Origin of the sequence: Paenibacillus sp. A3, assembly GCF_001399685.1 — a bacterium.
Classification (GTDB): Bacteria; Bacillota; Bacilli; order Paenibacillales; family NBRC-103111; genus Paenibacillus_G.
Genome location: NZ_JTHN01000362.1, coordinates 1 through 580, shown reverse-complemented (window position 1 = coordinate 580; position 580 = coordinate 1). Strand labels below are relative to the sequence as shown.

The following is a 580-nucleotide window of genomic DNA, read 5'->3' as shown; positions in this document are numbered from 1 at the left end:
GTCGTGGCTGAATGACGACGAGCTGATTTTCGCGCTGAAAAGCCCGGTGCTGCCGGGGGACATCTGGCGCTACGGGTTGAAGGACGAGATGCTCCGGCGCCTCACCTCGTTCGGCAGGTCGGAGACGATCGAGCATTTGTGGCAGGAGGCCGAGCTGTACACGTTCCGTTCGTTTGACGGGGTGGAGGTGCCGTACTTTTACTACCGGCCGGCCGGGAGCGCCGGGCAGACGGAGGAAAGCCGCCCCGCGCCTACGGTCGTGTACGTGCATGGCGGGCCGGAATCGCAGATCCGGTTCGAATTTCACCCGGTCATTCAATATTTAGTCGGGCAAGGCTTTAACGTTGTGACGCCCAACGTCCGCGGCAGCATGGGCTACGGCAAAACGTACCTGAACCTCGACAACGCGAGAAAACGGATGGATGCGGTGGCAGATCTGGCGTGGATGGTGAAGGACTTGAGCCGTTTCGCGACGGTCGATACCGGCAAAATCGGCATTATGGGGCGAAGCTACGGCGGGGTTTTGGGGCTGGGCGCGGCTCACCCCCTCTCGGGTGTTTTTGGCGGCGGGGGGGGGCAG

The 580-nt window shown here is 62.4% G+C and carries 1 protein-coding gene; it reads left to right on the top strand.

Annotated features, from left to right (window positions below; translation table 11 throughout):
* Nucleotides 1-580, top strand: a 580-nt coding sequence (locus tag QJ48_RS34590) for a S9 family peptidase (protein ID WP_237763160.1), incomplete at both ends; no start/stop codon positions are given.